We start from the raw sequence: 2,686 nt of genomic DNA on the forward strand, positions 1-2,686 counted from the left end.
TATTAGCGATCATCAGTATAGCCACGCTCTTTGCAACTACCTATATGATTGAGGGCAAAGGACTGCAAATAACCATTATGCAAGTTATTTGGTATATAGTGGGTATTATAGCCATTGTTGTAATCATGCAGTTCGACTCAGAGCAGCTCTGGAAGTTGGCGCCAATCGCCTATGGAGTAGGGTTGCTGCTCTTAGTCTTAGTGTTGTTTTTTTATGATCGGCCGACTGCAGCCTTTACAGGTGCAAAAAGCTGGTTCAAGATCGGGCCGATTACTTTCCAGCCCGCTGAAGTTATGAAAATTGCCTTTATTCTAATGTTAGCGCGAGTAGTGACTCGGCACAACAGCGAATACGATGAACATTTTGTAAAAGCTGATCTGTTGCTGGTGGGGAAGATTATAGCCATTTCTTTACCGCCGTTGATTTTGATTTTACTAGAACAAGATTTAGGAACGACTTTAGTCTTTTTAGCCATCATCGGCGGCGTTATTTTAATGTCAGGAGTAACGTGGCGGCTCCTTTTACCGCTTTTTTTAAGTATTTCCGCTTTCGGAGGCGGTTTGCTCTTTCTAGTGGTATATGACCGGAGTTTCTTATTGAAGCTAGGTTTTAAACCCTATCAGTTTGCCAGAGTCGATTCTTGGCTCGATCCTTATCATGATGCTGCAGATGCAGCTTACCAATTGATTCAGAGTATGAAAGCTATAGGATCAGGGAAAGTATTTGGTAAAGGGTTCGGAGTTTCAGAAGTATATGTACCCGTTCGAGAGTCCGATATGATTTTTGCAACCATCGGTGAAAACTTCGGCTTTATCGGCAGTTGCATTTTGATTTTTATTTATTTTTTATTGATTTATCAAATGATTCGTATCTGTTTTGATACAAAAAATGAATTTTATACGTATATCTCTACAGGAGTTATCATGATGATCTTATTCCATGTTCTTGAAAATATTGGGATGGGAATTGGTTTATTGCCGCTGACCGGAATTCCACTTCCGTTTATTTCTCAAGGGGGAACAGCCTTGTTGGGGAATATGATGGGAGTAGGCTTGATCATGTCGATGAGGTACCATTACCGCAGTTACATGTTTTCTGAGGAAGGCGAAGGATTTTAATTTCTTCAATTGAACGGAAACGGAGAGAATAAAGATGCTGTACTATTATCAACACCCGACTTGTTCTACTTGCCGAAAAGGCAGAAATTGGCTGGATCAGCAAGGAATTGCATATGAAGCCATCGATATGATTGCTGCACCGCCTTCCAAAGAACAATTAATGGAATGGATGACGTTGTCTGACTTGCCAATTGCTCGTTTTTTTAATACAAGCGGCAATCGTTACCGTGAGTTAGGATTAAAAGAAATGGTCCCCACAATGGATAAAGAAACGGCAGCAGCGTTGCTTGCAACGGATGGGATGCTGATTAAGCGCCCACTCATAACAAATGGTAAAAAAGTTACGGTAGGATTCAAAGAAGAACGATTTGAAAAAGAATGGCTCACCAGTAAAGGAGAAGAAAAATGACTGAACAATCAAAAGTAAAATACAGTGAAAATGGCTTATGGATTTTAAAAGACGGCGAACACTACCGAATCGGTTTGTCTGAAAAAGGACAGGATGACCTAGGTGAAGTGATGTTTGTCGAAATTCCGACTGACGTAGCACAAGTAGAAAAAAACGATAATTTGATCGGAGTTGAAGGAGCGAAAGCTGTTACTGAATTAACCGCTCCTTTTTCAGGAAAAGTTATAAGTTTTAATACGGAATTAGCGGACAATCCAGAAAACTTAAATACAACCGATCGTGATAAAAATTGGATCGTGGATTTAACAGAAGTCGATGAAGCCGAATTTAATGCTCTTTCCGACGAGGTTTAACAATTTTTTCAATTGATAGATAAAATAGTTCTTGTTAAAACCTTATATATAACAGAAAAAACCACTAAATTGCCTTTCTAATGAGCCGTTTAGTGGTTTTTTGTGTTCAGAATTCTTTTACCTGCCTTAAGTGAGAGAAAAGATGTAGGATATGTCACGCAAATACCGGTTGCCTACCTTAACATCTTTAAATGGATAGCGATATGTCAGGCAAAGCTGGTTTGCGTGACATATGATTGAAAAAGTACCTAGCTTACGGCACTTAAACTTTTTTGAATACGCTAAAGAGGTTAAATTTCTCCTTATTTTCTCTGAATGACCAGTATTTTTTTATTCTAACCAGCAAATTCTAGTAGAAGATAACAAATTTTGCTAGTTGACAGACAAAATAGCTTCTGTTAGAATATGGACAATATCATATATAAATGCGTAGATAAGAAGAGTACGTTCGTTACAAACATTTATTAGAGACCCTCGAGGGAATGGGAGTCGAACCGAAGATGGTCTTTGAGCAGAATGAGTGAATGCGTAGCATAAGCTGATTCCGGAAGCACACGATAAAGTGCCACAGTATACGAGCTGCAATGAGCTTTAGTACTGGATGAGACTGATTTAGTGATAAATCGGTGAACTAAGGTGGTAACACGAAAAGTAACAACTTTCGTCCTTATATTAGGTAAATGACTTAATATGAGGGCGGAAGTTTTTTTATTTATAAAAAAAGTAGTACAAGCCGCACTGGCTCGATAGAAAAATATTTAGTGGCTGTAGGATGTTCTATCCGTACAGACAATTAAACAGAGAAG

General features: G+C 38.7%; 3 protein-coding genes and 1 other annotated feature. All 3 genes read left to right on the top strand.

Annotation, left to right across the window (positions count from 1 at the left end):
• Positions 1–1,118 (top strand): FtsW/RodA/SpoVE family cell cycle protein (locus tag RT405_RS02730; protein ID WP_313467347.1); only part of this gene is annotated, 1,118 nt, incomplete at its 5' end.
• A 34-nt stretch (positions 1,119–1,152) separates the two neighbouring features.
• Positions 1,153–1,527, top strand: coding sequence for an arsenate reductase family protein (locus RT405_RS02735; protein WP_313467349.1), 375 nt, complete (start codon positions 1,153–1,155; stop codon positions 1,525–1,527).
• Positions 1,524–1,880, top strand: a complete 357-nt coding sequence (locus RT405_RS02740; protein WP_313467351.1) for a glycine cleavage system protein H — start codon at positions 1,524–1,526, stop codon at positions 1,878–1,880. The genes RT405_RS02735 and RT405_RS02740 overlap by 4 nt, the downstream gene beginning before the upstream one ends.
• A gap of 421 nt (positions 1,881–2,301) precedes the next feature.
• Positions 2,302–2,552, top strand: a binding site (T-box leader).
• Positions 2,553–2,686: the final 134 nt, after the last annotated feature.

The sequence above is a fragment of the Carnobacterium sp. genome, assembly GCF_032094055.1.
GTDB lineage: Bacteria > Bacillota > Bacilli > Lactobacillales > Carnobacteriaceae > Carnobacterium_A.